17 protein-coding genes are annotated in these 22,295 nt (G+C 32.5%); 11 read left to right on the top strand and 6 right to left on the bottom strand.

Translation table 11 applies throughout. The features are described 5' to 3' along the window. Nucleotides 1-49 precede the first annotated feature (49 nt). The 5 genes from gcvT (at nt 50) to C4S35_RS12230 (ending at nt 7,394) form a co-directional block, all read left to right on the top strand. Entirely contained in the window at nt 50-1,132 is a 1,083-nt protein-coding gene (gene gcvT / locus C4S35_RS12250; protein WP_104000447.1) for a glycine cleavage system aminomethyltransferase GcvT, read from the top strand. A gap of 7 nt (nt 1,133-1,139) precedes the next feature. Continuing rightward, nucleotides 1,140-3,170: a S41 family peptidase gene (locus C4S35_RS12245; RefSeq protein ID WP_104000446.1), complete on the top strand. Its 2,031-nt coding sequence runs from the start codon at nt 1,140-1,142 to the stop codon at nt 3,168-3,170. 105 nt (nt 3,171-3,275) lie between these two features. Beyond that, the gene (locus tag C4S35_RS12240; RefSeq protein ID WP_104000445.1) at nt 3,276-3,989 is read left to right on the top strand and encodes a YebC/PmpR family DNA-binding transcriptional regulator; all 714 of its coding nucleotides are present in this window, start codon (nt 3,276-3,278) and stop codon (nt 3,987-3,989) included. Between the two features lie 81 nt (nt 3,990-4,070). Beyond that, on the top strand, nt 4,071-4,928 hold the full coding sequence (locus tag C4S35_RS12235; RefSeq protein ID WP_104000444.1) for an EamA family transporter: 858 nt from the start codon (nt 4,071-4,073) through the stop codon (nt 4,926-4,928). Nucleotides 4,929-5,321: 393 nt separating this feature from the next. After that, on the top strand, nt 5,322-7,394 hold the full coding sequence (locus tag C4S35_RS12230; RefSeq protein WP_104000443.1) for a hypothetical protein: 2,073 nt from the start codon (nt 5,322-5,324) through the stop codon (nt 7,392-7,394). Between the two features lie 73 nt (nt 7,395-7,467). Here C4S35_RS12230 and capA read toward each other — a convergent pair whose 3' ends face one another. Both capA and C4S35_RS12220 read right to left on the bottom strand, forming a co-directional pair. Next, on the bottom strand, nt 7,468-8,508 hold the full coding sequence (gene capA, locus C4S35_RS12225) for a cysteate synthase (protein ID WP_104000442.1): 1,041 nt from the start codon (nt 8,506-8,508) through the stop codon (nt 7,468-7,470). Nucleotides 8,509-8,578: 70 nt separating this feature from the next. Further along, on the bottom strand, nt 8,579-10,639 hold the full coding sequence (locus tag C4S35_RS12220) for a S9 family peptidase (protein ID WP_104000441.1): 2,061 nt from the start codon (nt 10,637-10,639) through the stop codon (nt 8,579-8,581). Between the two features lie 141 nt (nt 10,640-10,780). Between C4S35_RS12220 and C4S35_RS12215 the strand changes: the two genes are divergently transcribed. Next, on the top strand, nt 10,781-11,101 hold the full coding sequence (locus tag C4S35_RS12215; RefSeq protein WP_104000490.1) for a YbaB/EbfC family nucleoid-associated protein: 321 nt from the start codon (nt 10,781-10,783) through the stop codon (nt 11,099-11,101). Between the two features lie 70 nt (nt 11,102-11,171). Here the strand turns inward: C4S35_RS12215 and C4S35_RS12210 are convergent, their stop codons facing one another. Continuing rightward, nucleotides 11,172-12,197 carry a threonine aldolase family protein gene (locus tag C4S35_RS12210; RefSeq protein ID WP_104000440.1) on the bottom strand — a complete coding sequence of 342 codons (1,026 nt, stop codon included), beginning with the start codon at nt 12,195-12,197 and terminating at the stop codon, nt 11,172-11,174. A gap of 89 nt (nt 12,198-12,286) precedes the next feature. On the opposite strand from C4S35_RS12210, the gene prfB reads away from it, so the two are divergent. Continuing rightward, nucleotides 12,287-13,385, top strand: a protein-coding gene (gene prfB, locus C4S35_RS12205) for a peptide chain release factor 2 (RefSeq protein WP_146059542.1) whose coding sequence is annotated in 2 segments (ribosomal slippage) — nt 12,287-12,349 and nt 12,351-13,385 — 1,098 coding nt in all. Because the reading frame shifts where the segments join, the coding sequence is not laid out codon by codon here. A gap of 139 nt (nt 13,386-13,524) precedes the next feature. Here the strand turns inward: prfB and C4S35_RS12200 are convergent. After that, the gene (locus C4S35_RS12200) at nt 13,525-14,241 is read right to left on the bottom strand and encodes a L,D-transpeptidase family protein (RefSeq protein WP_104000438.1); all 717 of its coding nucleotides are present in this window, start codon (nt 14,239-14,241) and stop codon (nt 13,525-13,527) included. A 225-nt stretch (nt 14,242-14,466) separates the two neighbouring features. Beyond that, complete coding sequence (locus C4S35_RS16080) at nt 14,467-14,877, bottom strand: phospholipase A (RefSeq protein WP_425269146.1); 411 nt, start codon at nt 14,875-14,877, stop codon at nt 14,467-14,469. Nucleotides 14,878-15,308: 431 nt separating this feature from the next. Between C4S35_RS16080 and lpxD the strand changes: the two genes are divergently transcribed. From lpxD to C4S35_RS12175, 4 genes are all read left to right on the top strand, one after another. Continuing rightward, nucleotides 15,309-16,307, top strand: coding sequence for a UDP-3-O-(3-hydroxymyristoyl)glucosamine N-acyltransferase (lpxD, locus tag C4S35_RS12190; RefSeq protein ID WP_104000437.1), 999 nt, complete (start codon nt 15,309-15,311; stop codon nt 16,305-16,307). A 166-nt stretch (nt 16,308-16,473) separates the two neighbouring features. Next, nucleotides 16,474-18,102: an acyl-CoA carboxylase subunit beta gene (locus C4S35_RS12185; protein ID WP_104000436.1), complete on the top strand. Its 1,629-nt coding sequence runs from the start codon at nt 16,474-16,476 to the stop codon at nt 18,100-18,102. 85 nt (nt 18,103-18,187) lie between these two features. Then, nucleotides 18,188-19,771, top strand: a complete 1,584-nt coding sequence (locus C4S35_RS12180; RefSeq protein ID WP_104000435.1) for a S41 family peptidase — start codon at nt 18,188-18,190, stop codon at nt 19,769-19,771. 229 nt (nt 19,772-20,000) lie between these two features. Further along, nucleotides 20,001-20,600 (top strand): hypothetical protein, encoded by a 600-nt coding sequence (locus C4S35_RS12175; RefSeq protein ID WP_104000434.1) that lies wholly within the window; start codon nt 20,001-20,003, stop codon nt 20,598-20,600. A 606-nt stretch (nt 20,601-21,206) separates the two neighbouring features. Here C4S35_RS12175 and C4S35_RS12165 read toward each other — a convergent pair. After that, nucleotides 21,207-22,253 carry an AMP-binding protein gene (locus C4S35_RS12165; RefSeq protein WP_104000433.1) on the bottom strand — a complete coding sequence of 349 codons (1,047 nt, stop codon included), beginning with the start codon at nt 22,251-22,253 and terminating at the stop codon, nt 21,207-21,209. Nucleotides 22,254-22,295 lie beyond the last annotated feature (42 nt).

Genomic DNA, 22,295 nt, shown 5'->3' with positions numbered 1-22,295 from the left:
CGAAATAAAAGCAATAAATTAGCACCATCAAATTTTATACAAAAACACAATGAAAAACACTGCGCTTACGCACATACACGAGAGTTTGGGAGCAAAAATGCTTCCGTTTGCCGGATACAATATGCCTATTTTATATGAAGGAGTGAATGCGGAACATGAAACAGTTAGAAATGCTGTGGGTGTTTTTGACGTGTCACACATGGGAGAATTCTTGCTTACAGGTCCAAATGCCTTGGCTTTGATTCAGAAAGTGACTTCGAATGATGCTTCAACACTTACGATTGGGAAAGCGCAATATTCTTGTTTGCCTAACAATGACGGTGGAATTGTGGATGATTTGATTGTCTATAAAATAAAAGAAGAGCAGTATTTATTAGTTGTAAATGCATCGAATATTGATAAAGATTGGAATTGGATTTCAGCTCATAATAATTTGGGTGTGGAAATGAAAAACCTTTCGGATGATTATTCTTTATTGGCGATTCAAGGACCTAAAGCGGTTGAGGCGATGCAAGCTTTGTCTTCATTAGATTTAGCGGCTATTCCTTATTACCATTTTGAAGTTGGCGATTTTGCCGGAATTGAAAATGTAATTATTTCCGCTACAGGTTACACCGGTTCTGGAGGTTTTGAGATTTATTGTAAAAACTCGGAAGTAGAACAAATTTGGAATAAAGTTTTTGAGGCCGGTGCTGCATTTGGTATAAAACCAATTGGATTGGCTGCTCGTGATACGTTGCGTTTAGAAATGGGTTTCTGTTTATACGGAAATGACATTAATGACACGACTTCTCCATTAGAAGCTGGTTTGGGTTGGATTACAAAATTCAATAAAGAATTCACCAATTCAGAAAACCTGAAAAAACAAAAAGAAACCGGGGTTGCTAAAAAACTGGTTGCTTTTGAAATGCAAGAACGCGCGGTACCAAGACATGACTATGAAATTGTAAATGCTGCAGGAGACGTAATCGGAATTGTAACATCGGGAACGATGTCTCCATCTATGAATAAAGGAATTGGTTTAGGTTATGTAACCACCGAAAACAGTCCCGTTGACAGCGATATTTTCATTAGAATTCGTAAAAATGATGTTCCTGCCAAAGTGGTAAAATTACCTTTTTACAAGAAATAAATTTTAAATGAATAAATTTTCACTGATACTATTCTTGACTACATTCTCTCTATTTGGTCAAAATAGTGCTACCACTTGTGAAAAACTTTCCAAAATAAATGTGTTGATACAACGCGAGCATCTTAATCCAAAACCGGTAGACGATAGTTTATCGGTTTTTGTTTTTGACAGTTTTATTGATAAATTGGATCCATCAAGAAACATTTTTCTAAAATCAGAATACGATATTCTTTCTAAAAAATACCGACTAAATATTGATGATTTTTTCAAAAGTAACGATTGTTCTTTTCTAACGGAAATCTCAAGCGTTTACAAAAAAGACCTTTTGAGAAACAAAGCTATTTTAGAAAAAATTGACCGTGAAGCTATCGATTATGAATTGAAAGATACAATTCGGTTTTACAAAAAAGCATTTCCCATTTATTTATTGGATAGCCAAGTGGAGAAAGTTTGGCGAAAAAAAATCAGATATCAAATTCTGGATGATATCTCCCAAACCAGTAAAAATCTGGATTCTATAAAAGCCAATTTTAATTTTATAGAAGCTTTAGCAAAAAATATTGTCATTCAAAATGAACTTTGCAGAATAAATACCATCTTACAAAATGACACCGATTTAGAAGAAAATCTATATAATGACTTTTGCGGTTATTTTGATCCTCACACGTCGTATTTCAGTGACGATTCTAAGTCCAGTTTTGTAGCATCATTATCAAAAGAACACTTATCACTAGGACTCAATGTAAGCTTAAATGAAAAAAGCGAAATTATTGTTGAGGATTTAGATCCAAACGGTCCCGCATTTTTAACAGGAAAAATAAAAAAAGGAGATCAAATTATTTCAATTTCAAATCAAAAGGAAACGTTATTGGTAACCTGCGCATCATTAGAATCGATTTCGAATATGATTTTGTCAGAAGCGAATAAAAACATTGTGTTGACCTTGAAACGCAAGACTGGAAAAAGTTTTGAGGTACTTATTGAAAAACAAATAATCAAAGATGAAGAAAACACGGTTTACAGTTTTATTGTTCAAAAAGACATCAAAATAGGATATATAAAAATACCTAGCTTTTACGCTGATTTTGAAGACAATAATAGCAAAGGCTGCGCTCAGGATGTCGTAAAAGAAATAATTAAATTACAAAAAGATAATATCAAAGGATTAGTTATCGATCTAGTGGATAATGGTGGCGGTTCCATGGAAGAAGCTATAAAATTGGCGGGAATATTTATTGACAAGGGTCCGATTTCCGTTGTTATTGACAAAAATAAAATCCAAACGATAATAGAAGATCCGTTTAAAGGAATGTTTTATAAAGATCCTATAGTGCTACTTGTTAATGGAAATTCAGCATCAGCGAGTGAATTTTTCGCGTCCATTCTTCAGGATTACAATAGAGCTTTATTAATAGGAAGTACTACTTTAGGAAAAGCGACTATGCAAACGATTATTCCATTGGATGTAAATGACAAGGAAAATTTTGTAAAAGTAACTGTTAATAAATTTTATAGAATTACGGGAAAAAGCCACCAAAGTAAGGGTTTATCTCCAAATGTAATTCTTCCTGAAATTTACGAAACCATCTTCCAAAAAGAAAGTAACTTTCCAACGGCTTTTAAAAATGATAGCATTACAACTTCCATTAAATTCAAAACTTATTTTAAAAATAGTTTGATTGAAAAAATAACAAAAAAAAGTAATCAAAGAGTTGCAAACGATTCTTATTTCAATACTATTAAGACGATAAATAAACGGATAGATGATTTAGTAAACAAACCGAAAACAGCAACGCCCGTTACTATTGATGCTGTTTTTGAGGAACAAAATAAAGTTACCAATTTATGGGAAGAGATTACTATTTTTAATTCGAAGAGCATTGATCTGAATGCTTATAATTCGAATTTAAATAAATATTTTCTGGCGATTCATCCTTTGGAAAAAACATACAATCAATTTCAATTAGACGCTTTGAAAACAAATCATTATCTAAATGAAGCAATTACTATAATTGAAGATTTTAATACTTTAAAATAAAAAAATAACAGCCCAAATCATCATAAACTGACGAAAAGAATTTAAATTGATTTTGGTAAAATAACTAATAGCTGTATTTTTGCAGTTCAAAATAAAAAATTAGCAATGGGAAGAGCGTTTGAGTTTAGAAAAGGTAGAAAAATGAAACGTTGGTCAGCAATGGCTAAAGCATTTACAAGAATTGGAAAGGATATTGTAATGGCTGTTAAAGAAGGCGGACCAAATCCTGATGCCAATTCAAGATTAAGAGCAGTTATCCAGAATTCAAAGGCTGCAAATATGCCTAAAGAAAATGTAGAACGAGCAATTAAAAAAGCAACCGATAAAGATACAGCCAATTATAAAGAAGTTTTATTTGAAGGATATGCACCTCATGGGATTGCAATTCTTGTGGAAACGGCTACAGATAACAATAATAGAACTGTTGCAAATGTTAGAAGCTATTTTAACAAATGTAATGGAACAATGGGAACTCAGGGTTCAGTAGAATTTATGTTTGACCATACTTGTAACTTCCGAATTCCTGCGAATGGAATGGATCCGGAAGAACTAGAATTAGAATTAATTGATTTTGGCGCTGAAGAAGTTTTTGAAGACGAAGATGGTATTCTCATTTATGCTCCATTTAATAGTTTTGGAACGATTCAAAAAGAATTGGAAAGCAAAGGTCTTGAAATCCTTTCTTCTGGTTTTGAAAGAATACCTCAAATTACTAAGGCATTAACGGAAGCTGAAATGGCCGATGTAGAAAAACTAATCGAAAAATTAGAAGAAGATGATGACGTAATGAACGTATATCATACAATGGAAGAGGCATAAACTTCATTCCAGTTATTTATAAAACTCTGGCTCCGGCTGGAGTTTTTTTGTCTCAAATTATTTGCATTTAATATTAAGCCCATGTTATTTCTTATTTTAAGTATTCTCTGTAGCGTAACTGTAGGGGTGATTTTCAAAGTCGGCCGAAAATACACTTTAAATACAACCCAGATAGTTGCGTGGAATTATGTATTTGCCCTGCTACTTTGTTATTTCTTTTACAGCCCTGATTTAAGCGCAATTGATACATCAGCACCCTGGAGTATTTATATTCCGTTAGGGATTTTATTACCTACTATATTTTTGTTTTTAGCTGCTTCCATCAAGCACATGGGAATTGTAAAAACAGATGCAGCACAACGCCTTTCCCTCTTTATTCCTGTACTGGCAGCTTGGTTATTATTTAATGAAGAATTTAACAGTATTAAACTAATGACATTCTTGATTGCCCTGCCCGCTTTAATATTAATACTTTCAAAAAAAACCGACAATCTCAACAACAAATGGATTTATCCAGCGGTCGTATTAGTGGGTTTTGGAGCAATAGACATCTTGTTCAAACAAATCGCTTTGGCGACAAGCTTACCTTTTACAACTTCCCTATTTATTGTTTTTGGCATTTCGCTGATCCTAATTTTAGCAGTAGTTCTTTACGAAATAGTGTTAAAGAAAGCCCCGTTTAAAAGTAACAATTTTCTTTTTGGAGCACTTGTGGGAGTGTTTAATTTTGGGAATATTTTATTTTATCTTAAAGCACATCAGGCTTTCGCCAAAAATCCATCGACAGTATTTGCTGCAATGAATATGGGCGTAATCATTTTAGGAAGTCTCACAGGCATTTTTTTGTTTAAAGAAAAATTAAGCCCTAAAAATTATGTGGGTCTATTATTTGCCTTAGTTGCTATTATGCTAATTACCTTTTCTCAGGTCCTTAATTAATAAATCAATACTGAGAAATACTATTTTTAATTGGTATATTACTAGTCTGATTGCTGTATAAATACAACTTAAATAACAGACTAAAATTAAATGGTGAAGATTTAGCGAACGAGTGTTTGTTAATGTTTTTTTTCATGGTTGCAAGTTCATTATATTTGCTTAATTTTTGATAAATTCAACAATCACAAAGAAGCAAAACTTTAAACTATTTGGAGCATTATTATTTTATAAATAGAACTTTAGCGCTTAAAATAAATAATCCAAAAGTGAAAAATCAGTTTTTTATGATGATTTTCCACCGCATATAGACGCAGATTGAATCAGTTTAGTTAATCAACTAACTATTCCTAATAAAGAATATCGTTCTAAGGAACGCTTTAAATTATAACATTTATGACAAACAACATTTTAATTGAAAATCAATATAAAAGAACAAGTTTATTTGAAAAAGAAAACGTAAACTATTTAGTTCGCATTTTAAAAAGATTTAATACCGTACCAAAGATAAATAACATCAATATTATCACCTCAACTAGTGAACCTACTATTTTCAAAATTGTACCAAATAAATCGATTATAATTGGTTCGTCCTTTTTAGACAAGCCCATATTAGCTTTAGTTTATTTAAGATATGGTATCGAATGGCAGCTATGGTATAAAGCTTTGAATAATGAAAAAAAAGATATTGCGTTATGTGATATCGCGGCACTTGAAGTGATTCGAATATTTTATAATTTACTACCTAAAGATGATAAAGAAAAATTAGAAAATCTTGATTATGTTTTAATTAATTTAATTAAAAATGATAGTGATTTAAATACTGAATATTCATTAAAACACGAAGAGTTACAATCTTTTCATGGTTTAAAAAATTCAAACCATGAACTTAAAGAATCTTGGAAACCTATTGTTGAAAATTTAGCAAAACCTACAGAATACTTATTGATGTCCGGAGGTGATCTTAGGTTGAACATCGACGAAATTCATTTACTAAATAAATACGGATGTCGCCCATTCCCAAGACCTGATGCATTTACTTTTGCCTCTTCGACAGCGTCAAGCGTTTCAAATTTTGCCTTTGATAAAACAGATAAAGTTAGAAGGATTTTAATTAGAAATAGCTTGAAAAATGGTTTTAAAAATGCTACACACGAGTTTTCTGAATTACTAAAAAACAACCTCAGAAAAATATTCAAATTAAATGAGGAATGCGAAATAATTTTTTCACCATCAGGAACTGATTCTTCACTTCAAATAGCAGCTATAACGCAAATTATTTCCGATAAAGAAATTACACATATTCTGGTTGCATCTGATGAAACTGGCAGCGGTGTTGCTGCGGCCTTGAAAGGATATCATTTTGAAAACACAACAGCTTTAAATTATCCAATTAAAAAAGGCGATAAAATTGAAGGTTTTAGAGATGTTAATTTGATTGAAATCCCTTTTAGAGATGAAAACGGCGCGTTAAAATCTTCTCATCAATTAGATGAAGAAGTATTTAATGCCGTTTCTAGGACCAAAGATCTAGGCAGACACGTAGTGTTGCATACAATGGATCAATCGAAATTAGGCTATCAATCTCCCAGTGATGAATTTATTAAAAAACTAAATACTCTTAAAAATTTATCAATTCAGATAATTGTAGATGGTTCACAGCTTAGATTAGATCCAAAAGACATACAAAATTATTTGAACAAAGGATATATTGTTACCATAACAGGGAGCAAATTCTTCACTGGTCCACCATATTGCGGCGCATTAATCCTGCCTGAAAGTGTCACTAAATTAATTCGTTCTGTAAAAAACACATTGCCCACAGGTTTGACTAAATATTACAATCATTCCGATTGGCCGACTTCTTGGTTCTGTTCAAATGAATTATCTGATGGTTATAACTATGGTTCCTACATGCGCTGGAACGCTGCTGTAGTTGAAATGGACAGGTATTACAAAACACCTATCTTATACCGAAATATGGGTATTGAGATGTTTTGCAATTTTGTTGACGACTCAATCAAAGAGGCCACTTTTTTACAGCCTATTTATGGGGATGAAACCAAAACGAAGTGCTACAGTAGTAAAGAGTTTGGAATAAGAAATATCCGCACCATTTTTCCTTTCTTTATTTTTAAAGATAATGAAGTTTTATCCGTTGCTAAAGTAAAAAAACTATATACTTTATTAAATTCCGATTTATCCGATCAGTTTGAAGATTCTTCTTTAGAAATTATCCGACTAGCTGCCCAAAAATGTCATATTGGTCAAGCAGTTAATGTAAAATATACTACTGAAATTGAAAGTGCTATTTTAAGAATTAGTTTGGGTTCAAGAGTTATTTCTGAAAGTTGGGTCAATAGAGATATCAGTCTCTTTTTTAGAAATATAGAATTGCAAATGAGTCAGATTACAATCACTATTAAAAAGATAGAATTAATACTCAGTAAACCTGAATTACTGAAATAAATATTGTTGTCAGTGGTCAAAAAAAAGTCCCATTTGCTACAGCAAATGGGACTTTAAATCTAAAATTTTAAATTTATTTTATAAATTCGATTTTTTGCGCTTCTTCTTCATTGATGCTGTCAAAGAAACCTTGTTCGTTCATCCAGTCGTCACTAAACACTTTACTCATATAACGAGAACCATGATCTGGAAAAATAGCGATCACATTACTGTCCTTATTAAATTCTCCTTCTTCTGCGTATTGTTTTATGGCCTGCATTACCGCACCAGAAGTATATCCTACAAATAAACCTTCTTTTTTTACAATCTCTCTCGCTGCATGAGCACTTTCTTCATCGGTAACTTTCATAAATTTATCGATAATATCAAAATCTGTTGCAGATGGAATTAAGTTTTTACCCAAACCTTCTATTCTGTAAGGATAAATTTCATCGTTATCAAACTCTCTTGTTTCATGGTATTTTTTCAATACTGAACCAAAAGCATCTACACCTAAAACCCTAATGTTTGGATTTTTTTCTTTCAAGTATTTTGCAGTTCCCGAAATGGTTCCACCAGTTCCGCTACAAGCTATAAGATGGGTAATTTTACCATTTGTTTGTTTCCAAATTTCTGGCCCGGTCGATTTGTAATGCGCATCAATATTCAGTTGATTAAAATATTGATTGATATATACAGAACCTTTCGTTTCTTCATGCAAACGTTTGGCAACATTGTAATACGAACGCTCGTCATCGGCAGAAACATGAGCAGGACAAACATAAACTTTAGCTCCCAAACTGCGAAGCATGTCAATTTTATCTTTGGATGATTTTGAGCTAACTGCAAGAATACAATTATAGCCTTTTATAATGCTTACCATTGCTAAACTAAAACCGGTATTGCCGGATGTCGTTTCGATTATTGTGTCACCAGGAGATAAAACACCTCTTTTTTCAGCCTCTTCAATAATGTATAAAGCAATTCTATCTTTAGAAGAATGTCCGGGATTAAAAGCTTCTACTTTAGCATAGAAATTACCTTCTAACTCTTCGGTGACTCTATTTAGTTTAATAAGTGGAGTATTACCTATTAATTCTAATACATTATTATAAGCGTTTATTTCTTCTTTCATAAAAAAATAGTTACTCGAGGTTCTTTTTATTTAACCTCGAAATATCACAAATTTAACAAAATTTTTTGAATTACTTTTTTATTTCTTCTAAATCTAACAAAAAACTGAATTCTTTGGCCAATTCCTTTAAGGCTTCAAATCGTCCAGATGCACCTCCATGACCTGCTTCCATGTTTGTATCAAGATATAAAACGCTATCATTTGTCTTCATAGTTCTTAATTTAGCCACCCATTTAGCGGGTTCCCAGTATTGCACCTGCGAATCATGCAAGCCAGTAGAAACATACATATTAGGATAATTTTGTTTTTTAATATTATCATAAGGCGAATAGGATAACATATAATCGTAATATTTCTTTTTGTTTGGATTTCCCCATTCATCATATTCACCAGTTGTCAGTGGAATACTATCATCAAGCATCGTAGTTATCACATCCACAAAAGCGACCTGAGCAATTATACCATTATACAATTCTGGCGCCATATTTACTATAGCTCCCATTAACAAACCACCTGCAGAGCCACCTTCGGCATACAAATGTTCTGGTGACGTATATTTTTGTTTTATTAAAAATGTAGAACAATCAATAAAATCCGTAAACGTATTTTTCTTTTTTAATAATTTTCCGTCCTCATACCATTGTCTTCCTAAATCTTCACCGCCACGAATATGTGCTATGGCATATATAAATCCTCGATCCAATAATGATAATCTGGTAGAAGAAAAAGTAGCATCCATAGAATGCCCATAAGAACCATAAGCATATTGAAGCAGGGGATTTTTTCCGTCTTTTTTTACTTCTTTTCGATACACAAGCGAAATTGGAATTTTGATTCCGTCTTTGGCAGTCGCCCAAACGCGTTCTTCGGTGTAATTATTTTTATCAAACTTACCTCCTAAAACTTGTTGTTCTTTTTTGATTTCCTTCTCTTTGGTCTTCATATTAAAATCAATAACCGAAGATGGAGTTGTCATTGATTGGTAGCCATACCTCAAAATTTCTGTATCAAAATCAACATTGGTGCTGGTATATGCAGTGTAGGTTTCGCTTTCAAAAGGCAGGTAATATTCCCCTTCTCCACTCCATGGCATAATTCGGATTTTATTCAAACCATTAGAACGTTCTTCAACAACTAAATAATTAGCAAAAATTTCGATATCTTCCAGCAATACATCTTCTCGATGCGCTATAACTTCTTTCCAATTTTCTTTGGTTGTTGCTGTTTCCAACGTTTTCATCAATTTGAAATTCTCTGCATCATCCGCATTAGTCATAATATAAAAACTGTCCTCATAATGATTAATACTATACTCTACTCCTCGAATTCGCTTTTGAAAAATTTCAAATTTTCCATCAGGATTGTCTGCATTTAGAATTCTGTATTCCGTTGTTAAAGTACTTCCAGACTCAATTGCAAGGTATTTTCTAGATTTAGATTTAGCAATTTCTACATTATATGTATCATCTTTTTCGAAATAAACCAAAACATCATCGGCCTGTTCTGAACCTAATTTATGCTTAAAAATTTTATCAGACCGCAAAGTAACTTCGTCTTGGCTGGAATAAAACATAGTTTTATTATCATTAGCCCAGACAGCACTTCCAGTCACTTTTTCTATTTTATCTTCTAAAATTTCATTGGTTTCTAGACTTTTAATCTGAATCGTGTATATTCTTCTTCCAACAGTATCAAAACTAAAAATAGCTAATTTATTATCTGGACTAACACTCAAACCACCCAATTGAAAATAGGATTGCCCTTTGGCCATATCATTACAATCAAACATGATTTCTTCTTTTGCCGTAAGGTTTTCTTTTTTTCGAGAATAAATAGGATAGTCTTTTCCTTTCTCAAAACGAGTGATATAGTAATAACCATTATATAAATAAGGAACCGATTCGTCGTCTTCCTTGATTCGGCTCTTCATTTCCTCAAATAATTCTTTTTGGAAATCTTTAGTATGCGCAGTCATTTTATGATAATATTCATTCTCCTTGTTCAAATAATCGATGACTTCAGGGTTTTCTCTGTCGTTCATCCAAAAATAATTATCAGTTCTGGAATGTCCTAAATTTTCTAATGTTTTAGGAATTATTTTAGCAAAAGGTGGTAGTATATTTTCTGACATTTTTATTCGTTTATTAAATATGTGATTTTACAAAAATAGTACAAAGGTGATTTAAAACACCCCCGTTTTTCATCTAATTTAACATTGCTTATTCCTTCAAATGTAGTAATTTCGTATTTCAATAATTTAAAATTTATCAAAATGGATTTAATGGGAATGATGGGAAAACTTAAAGAGACCCAACAAAAAATAGAGGATACAAAAAAACGTTTGGATACTGTTCTTATCGATGAGCAAAGCACAGATGGTTTATTGAAAGTAACTTTGACTGCCAATAGAAAAATAAAATCAATTACAATTGACGATACTTTACTGGAAGATAAAGATCAACTGGAAGATTATTTAATTCTAACTATAAATAAAGCCATTGAAAAAGCTACTAAAACAAATGAAGCTGAACTCGATGCCGTTGCAAAAATGGATATGCCAATGATTCCAGGAATGGACAATTTGTTCAAATAAAAAAATAAAGTTTAAGGCTTAGAGTTTTTGAGAATGCGAAAAACTTTAAACCTTAAACAAATTTTACATATTAGAAAATTAATTTTTCTAAAGTTTCCAAAACATACGTATGCATAACTTCTCTATAATCAAGATGTGTAACGATTCTTAATTTTCCATGACCCATAGAACTAATGGAAATATTTTTTTGTTTTAATGTTTCTATCAAAACAGTATCACTGACATTACTTGCCAAAGAAAAGATTAAAATATTAGTTTCAACAGGCTCTACCGATGCTACCCAATTCACTTTTTTCAAAACTTCGGCTATTTCTTTAGCTCTTCGATGGTCTTCACTCAGACGCTCCATATTATGGTCTAAAGCATAAATTCCGGCTGCCGCCAAATATCCTACCTGACGCATTCCTCCTCCTAATATTTTTCTGATTCGCAAAGCTCTGTGAATTGTTACCTTATCAGCCAATAAAACAGAACCGATAGGCGCTCCAAGTCCTTTGGACAAACAAACAGAAATAGTATCAAACAATTTCCCAAATTGTTTTGGGTCTTGTTTTTTGGCTACCAATGCATTCCAAATTCGGGCTCCATCCATATGAAACTTCAAATTATTAGCATCACAAACCTGTTTTATTTTTTGCAAATCTTCTAGTTCATAACAAGCGCCACCGCCTTTATTAGTTGTATTCTCCACACATACTAAACTGGTTAAAGGGCTGTGATAAAACTCCGGATCATTAATGGCTCCAGCAACTTGTTGGGCAGTAATCATTCCACGATTTCCATCTAATAAACAACAGGAAACTCCGCTGTTGAAAGAAACTCCTCCTCCTTCGTAATGATAAACATGAGCATATTTGTCGGCTATCAATTGTTCTCCAGGTTGCGTATGTAATTTTATAGCCGTTTGATTTGCCATGGTTCCAGATGGAAAAAAAAGACCTGCTTCCATGCCAAACATTTCAGCAACTTTGGCTTCTAGCTCAATAACTGTAGGATCTTGTTTATATACGTCATCGCCAACTTGGGCATTAAACATATACTGTAACATTTCGTATGACGGCTTGGTAATCGTATCGCTAACTAAATTTATTTCCATTTATTTGTTTTATATTTATGTTACGGACAAGCTGTGACTTGTCTCTTCTCAAAATTTTCTTATTTTTGTGCCACAAAATTACATAATTTATGACAACTACCGAACAAATTAAAGGTATTGTAGAGCGCCTTGGTGCGTTGAGGAGGTATCTTTGACGTTGATGCCAAATTAATTGAAATTTCTAACGAAGAAGAAAAAACTTTTGCTCCCGACTTTTGGAATAACGCTAAAGAAGCGGAATTGATTGTAAAGAATCTTCGAAATAAAAAAAAATGGATTGAAGATTACAACAAAGCAATCGAAATGACTGACGAGTTGCAACTCGCCCATGATTTTTATAAAGAAGGAGAATTTACCGTAGAAGAACTAGACGATCAATACAAGCAAACGCAAGACCACATTGAAGCTATCGAGTTCAAAAACATGCTTTCGGACGAAGGTGATACTTTGAGTGCAGTAGTGCAAATAACCGCGGGTGCCGGTGGAACGGAAAGTTGCGATTGGGCTGAAATGCTTATGCGTATGTACATGATGTGGGGCGAAAAATACGGTTACAAAATAAAAGAACTGAATTACCAAAAAGGAGAGGCTGCAGGAATAAAAACCGTTACACTTGAATTTGAAGGAGACTATTCTTTTGGATATTTAAAAGGTGAAAACGGTGTACATCGATTGGTTCGTATTTCTCCATTTGACAGTAATGCAAAGCGTCATACTTCGTTTGCATCCGTTTATGTATATCCGCTTGTAGATGATAGTATCGAAATTGACATTAATCCTGCTGATATTGAAATCACAACATCGCGATCTAGTGGTTCTGGAGGACAAAATGTAAATAAAGTAGAAACCAAAGTACAATTGTTTCATAAACCAACCGGAATTCAAATACAATGTTCTGAAACACGGTCACAACAAGATAACAGACAACGTGCGATGCAAATGTTACGATCTCAATTATACGAAATTGAGTTAAAAAAGAAACAGGCACAACGCGCTGATATCGAAGCCGGAAAAATGAAAATTGAATGGGGTTCACAAATCAGAAATTATGTGATGCAACCTTATAAATTAGTCAAAGACGTTCGAACCGGTCATGAAACCAGCAATGTTGATGGTGTTATGAATGGAGAAATCGATGAGTTCCTAAAAGCCTATTTGATGATGATGGGACAGAAGGAAGAAGAATAGTATTCAGTTTTCAGTGAAAAGTGAGTTCTTCAAAAGATAAAATAAGTAATAAAATCCCCTTAACTTTCGTTATTCGAAATATTTAAGGGGATTTTTTTTTGAATTTGAAAAAATTAATATTTAGAAGTTTAAGTACAATTTAAAGACCCTTTTTCAAAACATTAAAATTACCCATAATAATTGTCGGGTTTCGTTTGGGATCTAACCAATTTACTATCAACTTCATATTTTCCTCATTAATTGCAACACACCCAGCAGTAAAATATGGTTTTTTTACACCTAAATGAAAAAAGATAGCACTTCCTTTTCCTTTAACAACTGGGTTAATATTATATTCTATGACCATACAGTACTTATAGGCATCACTTTTCAATAATAGATTTTCATAAGATTTCGCATTGGTAGAACCTCTGATAAAGGTATTATAATCCTTCGAATTTGGATCATCAATCCATTTATCTTCTTTAGTCGTTTGTTGGTATTCCAATAATGTGTTTACTTGTTTTTCATAGGTAAATAATTTTCCCAAACGAAATATACCAGTTGGGGACTTGCCGTCACCTTCAAGTTTATTAAGTGGTGGTGCAAATCCATTTTTACCAATACCAGCTTCTATCGGATTATCTTTTACAACCCAATTCCTGTCTTTTCTCTCTAAAGCTACAAGAACAGCGCTATAATTTTCTGGTTGATAATTGTACACCACCAACAATTGTTCACTATTTTCTAATTTTTTTTTATTATTCTCAGCAATTAATAATGCATTTTCAATAATACTATTATTTGTTTGAGACTGCAGATTAATAGAAAAAAGTAGTATAACAGGTAAAAACAAAAATCCGTCTAATAGTTTCATTTTTATGGTAGGTTTATTATTTAAAAGCTAACTAGAAAATAGTGTTAGCATTGTAAATTCGATTTTACGCTCTTTAACAAACATAAACAAATTATCGCAAAACCATTACATTTGCGAAGCACGCATTTTTAAAGTACTAATTTACACACTTACAACCATTCAATCAAAGAAACTCCAACACCTATAGCTGTCTGCAAATGATTTAAGATCGCCTCGACCTATATATTATGCAATATCAGGATTGTCGTTTTTTGCTGCTGATAAAATGAGCCAAGGTCTACTGTAAATACTCAAATGATTGTTTAAAAATCCAGCATGAAAAATAATTCTGTTCCAGCTTAGTGAATAAGGATCACTGTTCCAATTTGATTCATGATTTATTGCCATACCTATCATGCGTATATTTAACCCAAAAAGTTTAAACTTCACAGGGAAATTCAGAATTAATTCCGGTTCATAATTAACTTCCCTGAAAGGGCGTAATAAATTGGTATTGTAAATTTGCCAGTATGATATTTCGGTATAAGCCACCCAGAAATCAATATGTCCCCGAAAAAATTTCTGCAATACTTTAGTCTTAAAACTCAATTGAAATTTAGATTCAACACTCTTATAATTAACTCTTGTTGTTGCAATATAATTAGGATCTACATTTCCAGAAATGGGTTGTTCATCAAGGAATCAGTTTAGTGCAACGGTAAAACATACAAAGGTTTATCGGGTGTTTGTAAAAAGGTTCCGCTAAGTTCCGCTGTAATTAATTCCCAACGCTCTGTCATATTACGGAGTTGCCTTTTTCTTATTAAAGAAAGCCTGCATTTAAGCATTTGCAGTAAAATTAGAAAATAAAAGTGTAAAAATTAAGAACTTTATATGTCGTAATTTCATAATATATTAGCGCATATTAACCGACAAAAATAATTGTTTAAAACTGTTATTTGATCTCTTTTTTTTTTGGTTATATAAATGCCACTTGTAATCGTGTTAAAGAATTGCGAAAGATTAGGAATTATAAACCCAATTTGTTTTATTTGATGACTATAACTAAACAATCCAATCTACGCTTAATGAAATCCTATTCAATCCAAGAAATAAATGAAATTTTAAAAGGGGAAATTGTCGGGCAAATTTTCCAAAACATCACTGCTCCTGAACAACTTGAAGTGGCTAATGAATCCGAAATTTCTTTTATTGGAAACAAAAAATATGAAAAATTTTGGGCAACTTCTAAAGCTGCAGTAGCGGTTGTAAATGAGGATATTTCGATAGAACCAGGAGAAAATAGGGCTTTCATAAAAGTTAAAAATGCAGATCTGGCTATGTCACAAGTTTTAGCTCTTTTTGCACCTCCAACCCCCTTATTTAATATTGATATTCATCCGACAGCAGTTGTAGATGACACCGCAATTATTTGTAATGGCGTTCGAATTGGTGCAGGATGTTATATAGGACCTAAAGTTGTTCTTGGAGACAATTCAACAATATATCCAAATGTCACTATTCTAGACGAATGTACTCTAGGAAAAAACACTGTAATCTGGTCTGGGACGGTAATCCGAGAGCGTTGTCACATAGGGAACGATTGCATTATACACCCCAATGCAACTATTGGTGCGGATGGTTTTGGTTTTCGCCCTGATCCTGAAAGAGGTTTGGTAAAAATCCCACAAATTGGAAATGTAATTATAGGTAATGGTGTTGAAATTGGCGCTAATACTTGCGTTGACCGAGGAAAATTCAGTTCTACAATTTTAGGTGATGGTTGTAAAATTGATAATTTAGTTCAAATAGGGCACAATAGTAAATTGGGGAAATTTTGCATTATGGCTGGAAACAGTGGATTGGCAGGGTCCGTAACTTTGGGAAATGGTGTAATTATAGGCGGAAGCGCTTCTATAAAAGACCACACAACAATTGGCGATGGTGCCGTTGTAGGCGCTGGTTCTGGTGTTACGGGAGATATTCCTGCAGGGAAAACCATGCTGGGATATCCTGCTGTCGAAGCACGTGATGCTTTAAAACAATGGGCAATTTTAAAAAGAATGGTTAACGATTCAAAAAAATAACTAATTATATTTTTTGTTAAATTCATAAAAAAACAGAACTTAAACTCTGTTTTTTTGCTATAATACCAATAATACAATCAATTTTATTTCTAAACTAATAGCGTTTAAAAGATTTATCTCAATAAATTTTTTACTTTAGCGCTAATTATTTAACAACTATTTCATCATGGATTTGAACTTCAATAAAAACGAAGACCACAATAAACTTTTACTTTCAGCATTACGCCAAAAATTAAGCCTGGTGAAATTGGGCGGTGGTGAAAAACGCATTCAAAAATTACATAACGAAGGTAAAATGACTGCTCGGGAACGCATTGATTATTTGCTGGATCCCAAAGCTAAAAGTATAGAAATTGGAGCATTTGTTGGTGAAGGAATGTATGCTGAACATGGCGGTTGCCCTTCGGGTGGAGTTGTTGTGAAAATAGGATATATCAGAGGAAAACAATGCATTGTGGTGGCCAATGATGCTACCGTAAAAGCGGGTGCTTGGTTTCCAATTACCGCTAAGAAAAACTTACGTGCTCAGGAAATCGCAATGGAAAATAGATTACCAATTATCTATTTAGTAGATAGTGCCGGTGTGTATTTGCCTTTGCAAGATGAAATTTTTCCTGACAAAGAACATTTTGGTCGCATTTTTAGAAATAATGCTCAAATGAGTAGTATGGGAATCACCCAAATTGCTGCTGTTATGGGAAGTTGCGTTGCCGGTGGAGCTTATCTGCCAATTATGAGTGATGAAGCTTTGATTGTAGAAAAAACAGGAAGTATTTTCTTAGCAGGAAGCTATTTAGTCAAAGCAGCCATTGGCGAAAGCATCGATAATGAAACATTGGGCGGAGCAAGTACACACTGCGAAATTTCGGGTGTTACGGATTATAAAGCTAAAGATGACAAAGACGCATTAGACAAAATAAAAAATATAGTTGATAAAATTGGTGATTTCGACAAGGCAGGCTATAGCAGAGTAAAAGCAGTAAAACCAGCATTAGACGAAAATGATATTTATGGTATTTTGCCAAAAGCTAGAAATGAACAATATGATATGATGGAAATCATTAATCGTTTGGTTGACAATTCTGAGTTTGAGGCGTACAAAGACGGTTACGGTCAAACCATTATTACTGGTTATGCCAGAATTGATGGTTGGGCAGTGGGAATTGTTGCTAATCAACGAAAAGTGGTGAAAACTAAAAATGGTGAAATGCAGTTTGGAGGCGTAATCTATTCGGATAGTGCAGATAAAGCTACTCGATTTATCGCAAATTGTAATCAAAAGAAAATCCCTTTAATATTCGTTCAAGATGTTACTGGTTTTATGGTTGGATCTAAATCAGAACATGGCGGAATTATTAAAGATGGGGCTAAAATGGTGAATGCTGTTTCTAATTCGGTTGTTCCCAAATTTACTGTTATTGTAGGAAATTCATATGGTGCCGGAAATTATGCTATGTGTGGAAAAGCGTATGACCCAAGATTAATTTTTGCTTGGCCAAGTGCTGAATTAGCCGTTATGGGCGGAACACAAGCTGCAAAAGTATTGGCACAAATTGAAGCTTCTTCGCTTAAAGCAAAAGGAGAAATAGTTGATGAAGCCAAAGAGAAAGCCCTTTTTGACAAAATCAAAGCAAGATATGACGAGCAAGTTTCTCCCTATTATGCAGCCTCTCGTTTGTGGACAGACGCTATAATTGATCCTTTGGACACTCGAACTTGGATTTCTATGGGAATTGAAGCGGCAAACCACTCGCCTATTGAAAAAAAGTTTAACTTAGGAGTAATTCAAGTATAAAAAAGTTTTTAGTCCCAGTTTTCATTTTAGTATTCTACTGGTCTTATGCTCACTAAAACTAAAAACTGGGACAAAAATAAACAATATGAAAAAAATATTTATTCTAGTTCTTGTCTCATTATTATTTTTTCAATGCACTTCTATTAAAAATCACAACAAACATTTAAATGATTTAATTTCTGAAGAAGATTTAAAATCTGATGTCGATTTTACTTATAAAAAACTGCAGCGATTACATCCCAATTTATACTGGTACATTTCTAAAAAAGATCTTGATTATAAATTCGATAGTTTAAAAACGACTATTCGAAATCCAATGACCAGTTTAAAGTTTTACAAGAAACTGAGTCCTGTGATTGCAGCGGTAAGACAAGGTCATATGTTTCTATATCCTGCCACCAAATTAAAAACAAAAAAAGAAACCAAAGCACTTCTTAAAAAAGGAACTGGACCATTTTCACAATTTGATCTTGATTATTTCAATGATAAGCTATATGTCATAAAAAATAAGTCTTATGACAAAAGCATAAAAGCAGGAACCGAAATTGTTGATATAAACGGAACAAAACCAAAAGATTTAATTCAGGAATACAATAAATTCTATACTTCCGATGGTTATAATACTACTTTAAAAACACGCAGTTCAGGCAAAAGATTTTCCTCTTTTTTCACTACTCAAAATGGCATAAAGGACAGTCTTAGATTTAATTTAAAATTTAATGACAGTTTAAAGGTAGTTACAATCAAAAGACAAAAAGATGACACCACTGAAAAGAAAAATAAGAAAGTCAAAAAAAGGCTAACGGAGATTGAAAGAGCAAAATTAAAAGCAATAAAAAAGAAGAAAATAGTTAATGGTTATAATTCAGATTTAAAAAATTACAACCGAAACCTGCATTTTGAAGAAAAAGACAGCAGCGTTGCCATAATGAAAATCAGAGGATTTAAGATTGGGGACTTTAGAACTTTTTATAAAGAAAGCTTCAGTACAATTCAGAACTATAAATCAACCACATTTGTACTTGATCTGAGAGATAATGGCGGTGGTCGTGTAACTGAAATCAACAATTTATACTCTTATCTATCAGATTCAACTTTTGTATTTTTGGATAAATCTGAAGTAGTATCAAAATCGAGTCTATTCGGAGGAGCCTATTTTAATGGGGGTACTTTCGCAGTAAAAACTATAAAAACTATTTTTTCTCCATTACTCTACACTTATTTACTTTTGACCGTTCATGAGGATAATAATGGAAAAAATATTTATGCAACACAAACAAAACCCCAAAAAGTAAATAAAAATTCTTTCAAAGGAAAGGTCTATGTACTTATTAATGGAATGAGTTTTTCGGCTTCCAGCATCATTTCCTCAAATTTAAAAGGTTCAAAAAGAGCCACTTTTGTAGGAGAAGAAACGGGAGGAGCCTATAATGGAACTGTAGCGGGGTTTATGCCTCTTGTAAAATTACCCAACTCTGAATTAAAAATTAGGATAGGTTTGATGTTGATAGCTCCTCATTATAAAACAGAAATTAACGGTAGAGGTATTTTTCCAGATGTAACAATCATCCCAACATTGCAAGACCGAATTAAAGGAAATGATCCAGAAATGGATTGGATTTTGAATGATGTCAAGTCAACTCTTTCAGAAATTCCTAAAACAAAATAACTTCATAAAAAATCTAGCAACTGTCAAAAAATTTTAAAATTTATTTTTAAAAAATAAAAAAAAACATCTAAATATTTCATATAAAAATATGATTAATAAAGACTTAACGAAATTGTTCTTTGTATCTTTGATTATTATTTGGTAAAAGCAATACCTTAAATTGTACCTCATCATTTTTTTATAAAATATTTTTTTTTTGCTAAAAGCTAAATTTTAATTCCAATAAAAAATGAAAAATATTTTAGATCATACCATAACGATAATGTTTCTTATAATTGTCCAGTTTGGATTTGCACAAAAAGAATCGGACAATTCATTTACATTAGAATCCGGCATTAATATATCGTTACCTGTTCATATACAAATGTATCGGTCCCATAGGCTCGGAATTGGTGTTAATCTAAGAATTGCAGAAAAGATTACACCCACAACTGAGTTTGGCCTCAGAGCGGAGTATGATTATCGGTTTACTAAAAAAACCCATCCGGCTGTACCTGCTGAAAGTACCGTAAAAGAAAGAGCTCTTTATAGAAATTTCAGTCTGTTTGCTATTAAGCCTAATATACAATTTAACTTAAAATCAAATTGGTGTTTAGGAGCCGAAAGCGGTGTTGGTTATGCGATCTCTGACGAGGACCCAAAAATTGGATTAGGTTTTGTTGACGAATACAATGGTCCTACACGTTTTGGTTCTTGTTCTGGAATCTATTTAGGAAAATATTTTTCTAAAAATAAATACAATATATCTTTAAATTTAACAAATTTCATAGCACATGGCCATGCAGAAAATACGCTTGGACTGAAATTTAATTATTCCTTTTATAAATAAAAATACCTTCCTGTTTGTTTTAAAATTATACTTTTTAGTAAAAAATACTACATTCTGTTTTACTCACAATATTTTATAGGTCACTACAAATTAATATCTCAGGATGTGATTTTTAAAAGTAAATATTATGAGCAGCGTAAAAGAATTAAATAAAGGGGCTAATACCCACACTTATTTAGCTATTGATTTGTTGCAAATAGCGCTTGGTATTTTTTATAAAAAGAAATTCGTTTATAATCAACATTCAATATCTAGCGGATTTAATATCCACTATTGACAAAATAGGAGGCGGAATGTTTCTAATACATTATACTGTTCCAGCTCCTATGGCAGTTGGGATAATTGCTTTTGATTTATTGAGCTGATGGGCAATCATTGCACAAGTACCCATTTTGGCAGCAGTCGCAATTATAAATTTTATAGCAGAAGTGCATTCTCAAAATCTATTTTTAGCAGTAGTTACATTTGCAATTGATCCGTTTTTCCTATTTTACGGCAGCGGAAAACATTCAGAAGATTACTATTTTAAAATGCAAAAATAATAAACCATAAAAAAAGCATCACGATACTACTAACGGATGCTTTTTTCACGGTTCAAAAATTTGTCTAAAGACTTTCTTGAATTTCTTTTCTTTTTATTTTTCCATTTTGTGTTTCAATGAATTTTGAAACATAAAATATTTCTTTGGGTTTTTCATATTTATCTAAATCATCAAAAGTACTTTCGTCTAAATCCTGTTTCTCACCTTCAATAACTACTATTAGTTTTTCTCCCAAAACAGGGTCGTGAATTCCAGTTACAAAAAATCTTGAATGAATTTTATTGGATAATTTATCTTCAATTTGTTCCGGAATCAATTTAATTCCCCCGCTATTGATCACGTTATCAATTCGACCTAAATATCCAAATTGATTTTCATTTATTAATTCCACTAAATCATTAGTAACAATAGTTTCGTTTGAAATTTTAGGTGCATCAATCACTAAACAATTTCTATCGTCCTGAGAAATTTTAATATTAGGTAAAATAGTGAAATATTTTTCTCCTATTTTTTTGCCTGCGATATGCGTTATGGTCTCCGTCATACCATAAGTTTCGTATGTTTCTGTATTTAACTTTAAAAGACTTTTTTCTAAAGATTTACTCATTTTAGCACCGCCAACAATCATTTTTTTAACATTTTTCAATTCAAGCAAAGAATTTTGAGCTTGTAGAGGAACCATCGCAACAAAATCATATTTAGTATCATTATGCAGCAGAGGATGTGAACTGGGAGCTACAAAGTCCATATCAAGTCCCAAAATAAAACTCCTTACAAACATCATTTTCCCGGCAATATATTTAGTTGGTAGACAATGTAATGCTTTGTCTCCAGGATTCAAATTGAAAAAATCACCCGTTGCCAGTGCTGAATTTACCATAGCTTGCTTTTCGATTCTAATAATTTTTGGAGTACCAGTTGTCCCAGAAGTATTTAGCTCAAGATATGATTTGGTATCAAACCAATCCAAAATAAAATCGCCGACAGACTTTTCATATTCTTCACCTTCTTTTATAAAACTATAGGCTACTCTGCATAAATCCTTTCGATCCAAATGAAATCCATTCAGTTTAAAATAATTATGTACGTTCATGTAAGTGATTGTATTCATGATATTTTCCCTTGTATTTAAGTCTTTTTTTGAAAGATGATT

It is taken from the genome of Flavobacterium urumqiense (genome assembly GCF_900108015.1).
Taxonomy (GTDB): Bacteria; Bacteroidota; Bacteroidia; order Flavobacteriales; family Flavobacteriaceae; genus Flavobacterium; species Flavobacterium urumqiense.
Note: the sequence above shows the minus strand (reverse complement) of the source record. Positions and strands in the feature narration are given on the sequence as shown.

Excerpts from the sequence above, each read along its gene's own strand:
- gcvT (WP_104000447.1), top strand. The coding sequence starts at position 50 with ATGAAAAACACTGCGCTTACGCACATACACGAGAGTTTGGGAGCAAAA.
- C4S35_RS12245 (WP_104000446.1), top strand. The coding sequence starts at position 1,140 with ATGAATAAATTTTCACTGATACTATTCTTGACTACATTCTCTCTATTT.
- C4S35_RS12240 (WP_104000445.1), top strand. The coding sequence starts at position 3,276 with ATGGGAAGAGCGTTTGAGTTTAGAAAAGGTAGAAAAATGAAACGTTGG.
- C4S35_RS12235 (WP_104000444.1), top strand. The coding sequence starts at position 4,071 with ATGTTATTTCTTATTTTAAGTATTCTCTGTAGCGTAACTGTAGGGGTG.
- C4S35_RS12230 (WP_104000443.1), top strand. The coding sequence starts at position 5,322 with ATGACAAACAACATTTTAATTGAAAATCAATATAAAAGAACAAGTTTA.
- capA (WP_104000442.1), bottom strand. The coding sequence starts at position 8,508 with ATGAAAGAAGAAATAAACGCTTATAATAATGTATTAGAATTAATAGGT.
- C4S35_RS12220 (WP_104000441.1), bottom strand. The coding sequence starts at position 10,639 with ATGTCAGAAAATATACTACCACCTTTTGCTAAAATAATTCCTAAAACA.
- C4S35_RS12215 (WP_104000490.1), top strand. The coding sequence starts at position 10,781 with ATGGATTTAATGGGAATGATGGGAAAACTTAAAGAGACCCAACAAAAA.
- C4S35_RS12210 (WP_104000440.1), bottom strand. The coding sequence starts at position 12,197 with ATGGAAATAAATTTAGTTAGCGATACGATTACCAAGCCGTCATACGAA.
- C4S35_RS12200 (WP_104000438.1), bottom strand. The coding sequence starts at position 14,241 with ATGAAACTATTAGACGGATTTTTGTTTTTACCTGTTATACTACTTTTT.
- lpxD (WP_104000437.1), top strand. The coding sequence starts at position 15,309 with ATGAAATCCTATTCAATCCAAGAAATAAATGAAATTTTAAAAGGGGAA.
- C4S35_RS12185 (WP_104000436.1), top strand. The coding sequence starts at position 16,474 with ATGGATTTGAACTTCAATAAAAACGAAGACCACAATAAACTTTTACTT.
- C4S35_RS12180 (WP_104000435.1), top strand. The coding sequence starts at position 18,188 with ATGAAAAAAATATTTATTCTAGTTCTTGTCTCATTATTATTTTTTCAA.
- C4S35_RS12175 (WP_104000434.1), top strand. The coding sequence starts at position 20,001 with ATGAAAAATATTTTAGATCATACCATAACGATAATGTTTCTTATAATT.
- C4S35_RS12165 (WP_104000433.1), bottom strand. The coding sequence starts at position 22,253 with ATGAATACAATCACTTACATGAACGTACATAATTATTTTAAACTGAAT.